Here is a 6105-nt window from a genome sequence, read left to right on the forward strand (position 1 = left end):
GGGGGGGGGGGGGGGGGGGGCCCCGGGGCGGCGGGGGCCGGGGGGGGCCCGGTGCGGCGCGCGGGGCGGAGAGGACCGCGCCGCCGGGGACACCGTCGAGCAGGACGTCCTGCTGTGCCTCGGTGGCGAGGGCGAGAACGGGAAGTACCCCGAACCCGACGGTCGGCAGCGCGGGGATCCGTGCCGCCGAACGTCCGACCTCGGTGAGCACGGTGGCAGCCTCGGCGACGCCGAGTGCCGAACCTCCGAGTCGCTCGGGCAGGGCCAGCGACAGGAGGTCGGCCTCTGCCATGGCTCTCCACAGGTCGTCGGCGCCCAGGTCGCGGGCGAGCAGGTCGGCCGCGACGCCGGCAACGTCCTCCTGCGTCTCGTCACGTGCGAAGTCCACCGTTACCACCTTCGTGCTAGAACGTGTTCCAGTTGTAGCACTTGGTGGTGTCCCGCGGGAAGGACCCCCTACTCCCGCGGAAGTCCGAGCAGCCGCTCCGCTGCGACCGTGAGCAGAATCTGCTCGGTACCACCGGCGATCGTCAGGCACCGGGTGTTGAGGAATTCGCGGGTGAGCGGACCTTCCACCCAGCCCGCCTCGCCCGCGAGATCCATGGCGAGTTCGGCGGTGTCCTGTCGCTGACGCACGCCGACGAGTTTGCGCACGCTCGAGGCAGCACCGGGATCTTGCCCACCCAGCTGGGCGAGCGTGGTGCGCAGATCGAGCAGCGACCCGGCGGTCGCCTCCCCGATCTGTACGGCGATCCGGTCGTCGGCGACGGCGTCACCCGGTGTGGACAGTTCCAGGAGTTCCTCGATCGCCGCACCGAACGACGATTTGCCCCCCATCGCCACGCGTTCGTTCGCGAGCGTGGTGCGGGCGAGTTTCCACCCGCCACCGAGCGGACCGACGACGCAGTCGTCCGGAACGAACACCGAATCGAGGAACACCTCGTTGAACAGCGCGTCGCCGGTGATCTCCCGCAGCGGCGATACCGCGATGCCCTCCGATTTCATGTCGACGAGGAAATAGGTGATGCCCTTGTGCTTGGGTGCCTCGCGGTCGGTTCGCGCCAGGCAGATCGCCCAATCCGCTTCGTGCGCGAGCGAGGTCCACACCTTCTGCCCACGCAGGATCCACCCCCCGTCCACCTTCTCCGCAGTGGTCCGGAGTGCGGCGAGATCGGAACCGGCACCGGGCTCGGAGAACAACTGGCACCACACGATGTCGCCACGCAGCGTCGGCATCGCGAATCGTTCTCGCTGTGCCGGAGTTCCGTGCTCGAGGATCGTCGGCACAGCCCACGATCCGATCACCAGGTCGGGCCTCTCGACACCGGCCTCGGCGAGTTCCTGCTGGATGAGGATCTGCTCGGCCGGGCCCGCCGCGCGCCCGTAGGGGGTCGGCCAGTGCGGCGCGAGATACCCGGATTCGGCAAGCGCGGTACGGCGCTGCCCTTCGGGTTGCGCTGCGATGGAAGCGATGTCGTCCCGGATTCGCCCACGATCGTTCTCGTGCCCGGACAGATCGATACCGAGGTGCCGGCGGGCGCCGCCGCGCGCGAGTTCGGTGACGCGGGCGCGCCACGCCGTGGAACCGCCCAGCAACTGGCGGGTGGCGACGGCGCGGCGCAGGTAGTAATGGGCGTCGTGCTCCCACGTGAAGCCGATGCCGCCGAGCACCTGGATCGAGTCCTTCGCGGTCTGCACGGCAGCGTCGAGTGCCACGGCAGCCGCAACGGCCGCCGACACGGGAAGCTCGTCCGGGTCGGTATCGATCGCGCGTGCCGCATCCCACGCCACGGCCCGAATCTTCTCGGTGCGGCACAGCATTTCGGCGCACAGATGTTTGACGGCCTGGAACGCGCCGATGGGTTTGCCGAACTGTTCGCGGATCTTCGCGTACTCGACCGCCGTCGTCAGTGCCCACCCGGCGATGCCGGCGAGTTCGGCGGCTGCCAGCCCCGCGGTGAGGTCCCGCACGAATCCGCTGGGGACCTCGACGACACGGTCCGCCGTCACGGCGACACCGTCCAGACGCACCCGGGCGAGCGCCCGCGACTTGTCGAGCGTGTCGAGTGGCTCGAGACGCACACCGGCAGCGTCGGCGTCGACGAGTGCCCAGCGTTCGGGATCCCCGGCCAGTCGTACGAGCACCGCGACGCCCGGCTCGGCCGCGATGGCGGGGCCCGCGTCACCGGTGAGGACGAACCCGTCGGTCGCCGGTTCCGCTCGCACCTCGGAGTCGAGTGCGAGAGCGGCCGGAAGAGCGCCCTCGACGAGTTGGGCGGTGGTCTTGGCCGTCGCGTCGCCGCCGCGGCCGAACACGAGCGCCACCGCAGCGGTGGTCAGCACCGGGCCCGAGGCCAGTTCGTGTGCGGCCTGCTCAAGCATGACCGCGAGATCGACGGTGGTCGCCCCGAACCCTCCGGACGCCTCCGGAACGGCAACACCGAACAGTCCCAGTTCTGCGAGAGACGACCACCCGTCACGCCACGCCCCGTCGGTCTCCCGACGTATGGTTGCCAGTGGAGCCGTGGCTCGTGACCAGGCATGTACGGACGCCTGAACGGCCCGCTGTTCCTCGGTGGTGGCGATACTCACAGCGGGTCTCCGCCTTTCGGAATGACATGGTTACCTAGAACGTGTTCTAATATGACACCGGTTCAGAGTCAAGGCGTGAGGAAACGAAGTTATGGCCACCCCGTCCCGCTCACGTTCCAACGGCACCGGAACGTTGACCGCCCTCACCGAGGACGATCTCAGTTCCAATGCCCAGAAGGAACGTCGCAAGCGGATACTCGACGCCACCCTCGCGTTGGCGTCGAAGGGCGGATACGAAGCCGTCCAGATGCGCGCCGTCGCCGAGAGGGCCGACGTCGCCGTGGGCACGCTCTACCGGTACTTCCCGTCCAAGGTCCACCTGCTGGTCTCGGCCCTCGGGCGTGAATTCGCCCGGATCGAGAGCAAGGGAAAGATCCCGCCGGGGCACAGCCCGCTGGAACGGATGCACCTCATCCTCAGTCTCATCACCAAGGCGATGCAGCGCGATCCACTTCTCACCGAGGCCATGACGCGCGCCTTCATGTTCGCCGACGCATCCGCCGCCGCCGAGGTCGACCAGGTCGGCAAGCTCATGGACCGGTTGTTCGCCAAGGCCATGAACGACGGCGAGCCCGACGAAGAGGAACTCGCGATCGCCCGCGTCATCAGCGACGTGTGGCTGTCCAACCTGGTCGCCTGGCTGACCCGCCGGTCGTCCCCCCCCGCTGTCGCGCGACGCCTGGAACTGACGGTCGATCTACTGCTCGGAGAGGGCGCACGTCCGTCGTCCGCCACTGCCGGCGCCTGATGTAACGGGAAACACCACCCCGGAGGCCGCTCCGGCGGCACTCTGCCGCTTTTCTTCGCTTACCTTGGTTCGCGTGAGTGCCCACGACCTTCCGATCGATCTCCGACGCGCCCTCGTCGCCGCAGCGCGTACTCCGCGGCTGCTGGTGGCAACCGACTACGACGGCACCCTCGCGCCGATCGTCGCCGATCCGGGGCAGGCGTATCCCCGGGCCGACGCCGTCCGCGCCCTGCGTGGACTCGCCGCTCTCCCTTCGACGTCCGCCGCGGTGATCTCCGGCCGATCGTTGAAGGATCTCGCCGCGCTGTCGCGTCTCCCCATCGAGGTGAAGCTGGTCGGCAGCCACGGTTCCGAGTTCGACATCGGTTTCATCAACGAGATCGATCCCGAAGCCAAGCAACTGCTGACCGTGCTCGTCGACGGACTCGCGTCGGTCGCCGACAAGTTCGAGGGCGTACACATCGAGACCAAGCCCGCGAGCGTCGCCCTGCATGTGCGCAACGCGTCCGCGGAGGATGCCGAGCGCGCACTCGAGATCGTGCGCGGGGACCTCGCGTTGCGTCCGGGTGTGCAGGTCACCGAAGGCAAGTCGGTGATCGAGTTGTCCGTCGTGGCCACCGACAAGGGCGCGGCCCTCGACCTGATCAGGCACCAGGACGCCGCCACCGCGGCGGTCTTCTTCGGCGACGACGTCACCGACGAGAAAGCATTCGCGTCACTGCACGGTCCCGACGTGGGTGTGAAGGTCGGCGACGGCGACACCGCCGCGGAGTACCGCGTCGGCACCACCGAGGACGTCAACTCGGCGCTCGCGCTTCTCCTCGAGGAGCGCCGCACGTGGTTGTCCGGTGCCAATGCCGCACCGATCGAGCGATTGACGATGCTCGCGAGCCCCCGCTCCAAGGCACTCGTCACCCCCGACGGCACCATCACCTGGATGTGCCACCCGGAGCCGGACTCGGCCGCACTGTTCGCCCACCTGCTCGGCGGAGAATCCGCCGGACACTTCAGCATCGGCCCCACCCGCGAGTCGCTGCCGCTGAGCCAGCGCTACGTGGACTCGACGATGACTGTCGTCACCCGCTGGGCTGCCCTCGCCGTCGTCGATTACCTGCCGCACGACGTCGAGCCGGGCCGAACCGACCTCACCCGCGTGATCACCGGCCGCGCGACCGCACTGGTGACCTTCGCGCCGCGTCCCGAGTTCGGACAGGGACAGGTGACCTTGGAAGTCACGGACGACGGAATCCGGGTGATGGGTTTCAACGAGCCCTACGTTCTCCGGTCCCCCGGCGTGCGCTGGGACATCAGCACCGACGGCGCACACCAGTCGGCGCACGCCGTCGTGGATCCCTCCCAGGGGGACGTCGTGCTCGAACTTCGATGCGGTACAGACGATCTGAGCGAGCATCCGGTGCCCCACGAGGAGCGCCGCGCCCAGGCCGAAGCGTATTGGAGCACGTGGGCGAACAACCTGGAACTGCCGCCCCTCAAGCCCGATCTCATGAAGCGCTCGGCTCTGACCCTGCGCGGCCTCGTCCACGCGCCGACCGGGTCGATCCTCGCAGCGGCCACCACGTCGCTTCCCGAGGAGATCGGTGGGGTCCGCAACTGGGACTACCGCTACTGCTGGCTGCGGGATGCGGCGCTGACCGCACAGGCACTGGTGAGAGTCGGATCGCTCGAAGAAGCCGAGAACTACCTCGACTGGGTGCACGGGGTGCTCGAGACCCTGCCCGGACCGGAGCGACTGCATCCGCTGTACACGCTGGCAGGTGGCGCACTGCCTCCGGAAGCTGTCCTCGACAGCTTGCCGGGGTACGCCGGTTCGCGTCCCGTTCGCGTCGGCAACGCGGCGAACCAGCAGGTTCAGCTCGACGTGTTCGGTCCGATCGTCGACCTGATCTCCGAACTCGCGCATCGGCGCGAGGAGCGGGGCGTGGCCCACGCGCAGGCACTCACCGACCGCGATTGGGAACTGGTCTGCGCCATGGTGCTCGCGGTCGAGCGCCGCTGGTTCGAACCGGACCACGGCATCTGGGAGATCCGCGACAACCCGCGGCACCACGTGTATTCGAAGGTCATGGGCTGGCTCACCGTCGACCGCGCACTCACCCTCGCGGAGAAGTTCGGCCGTCCCGCCGGTGAAGGCTGGGCCGAGCTTCGTCGCGAGATCGCCGAGGAGGTCAAGGAGAAGGGCTGGAACGAAGACGTCCAGTCGTACACCGCGGCGTACGACGGCACCGATCTCGACGCGGCGACGTTGTTCATCGGCCTGACCGGGCTGGTGGACCCGGACGACAAGCGATTCCACGCGACCGTGCAGGCAACCGAAGCGGAACTACGCAGCGGGTCGACGGTGTACCGGTACCGGCACGACGACGGGCTTCCCGGCACCGAAGGCGGTTTCCACCTCTGTGCGGCGTGGCTGGTCGGGGCGTATCTCCTGATCGGGCAGCGGAACGACGCCGAGGCGCTGTTCACGCAACTCGTCGCCGCTGCGGGCCCGACCGGCCTGCTCAGCGAGGAATACGATCCCGTGGCGGAACGCTCGCTCGGCAATCATCCGCAGGCCTACAGCCACATCGGGCTGTTGCGGTGTGCCCAGTTGCTGTCCGGGCCGCCGCGCTGAGAGCCGGTTATTCGGCGTACCACTCGCGCTCGACGGCGCCGGAGGTCTTGCCGAACCAGAGCTGGGTATCGAGCGTCTCCAGCACCGGAACGCCGGAATGGGCCCGGGCCGCGGGGCCGTTGCCCCCCCGCCC

The 6105-nt window shown here is 68.8% G+C and carries 4 protein-coding genes; 2 read left to right on the forward strand and 2 right to left on the reverse strand.

Annotation, left to right across the window (positions count from 1 at the left end; all coding sequences use genetic code 11):
* Both TVH25_RS20400 and TVH25_RS20405 read right to left on the reverse strand, forming a co-directional pair.
* Positions 1-388: acyl-CoA dehydrogenase family protein (locus TVH25_RS20400; protein ID WP_422425334.1), on the reverse strand; the 388-nt coding region annotated here is incomplete at its 3' end.
* A 68-nt stretch (positions 389-456) separates the two neighbouring features.
* Positions 457-2592: an acyl-CoA dehydrogenase gene (locus tag TVH25_RS20405; RefSeq protein WP_422425335.1), complete on the reverse strand. Its 2136-nt coding sequence runs from the start codon at positions 2590-2592 to the stop codon at positions 457-459.
* A 91-nt stretch (positions 2593-2683) separates the two neighbouring features.
* On the opposite strand from TVH25_RS20405, the gene kstR reads away from it, so the two are divergent.
* Positions 2684-3340 (forward strand): cholesterol catabolism transcriptional regulator KstR, encoded by a 657-nt coding sequence (gene kstR / locus TVH25_RS20410; protein WP_422425336.1) that lies wholly within the window; start codon positions 2684-2686, stop codon positions 3338-3340.
* A 73-nt stretch (positions 3341-3413) separates the two neighbouring features.
* Entirely contained in the window at positions 3414-5972 is a 2559-nt protein-coding gene (otsB, locus tag TVH25_RS20415) for a trehalose-phosphatase (RefSeq protein WP_296551615.1), read from the forward strand.
* Positions 5973-6105 lie beyond the last annotated feature (133 nt).

The sequence above is a fragment of the Rhodococcus sp. 7Tela_A2 genome (assembly GCF_049311045.1).
Classification (GTDB): Bacteria; Actinomycetota; Actinomycetes; order Mycobacteriales; family Mycobacteriaceae; genus Rhodococcus.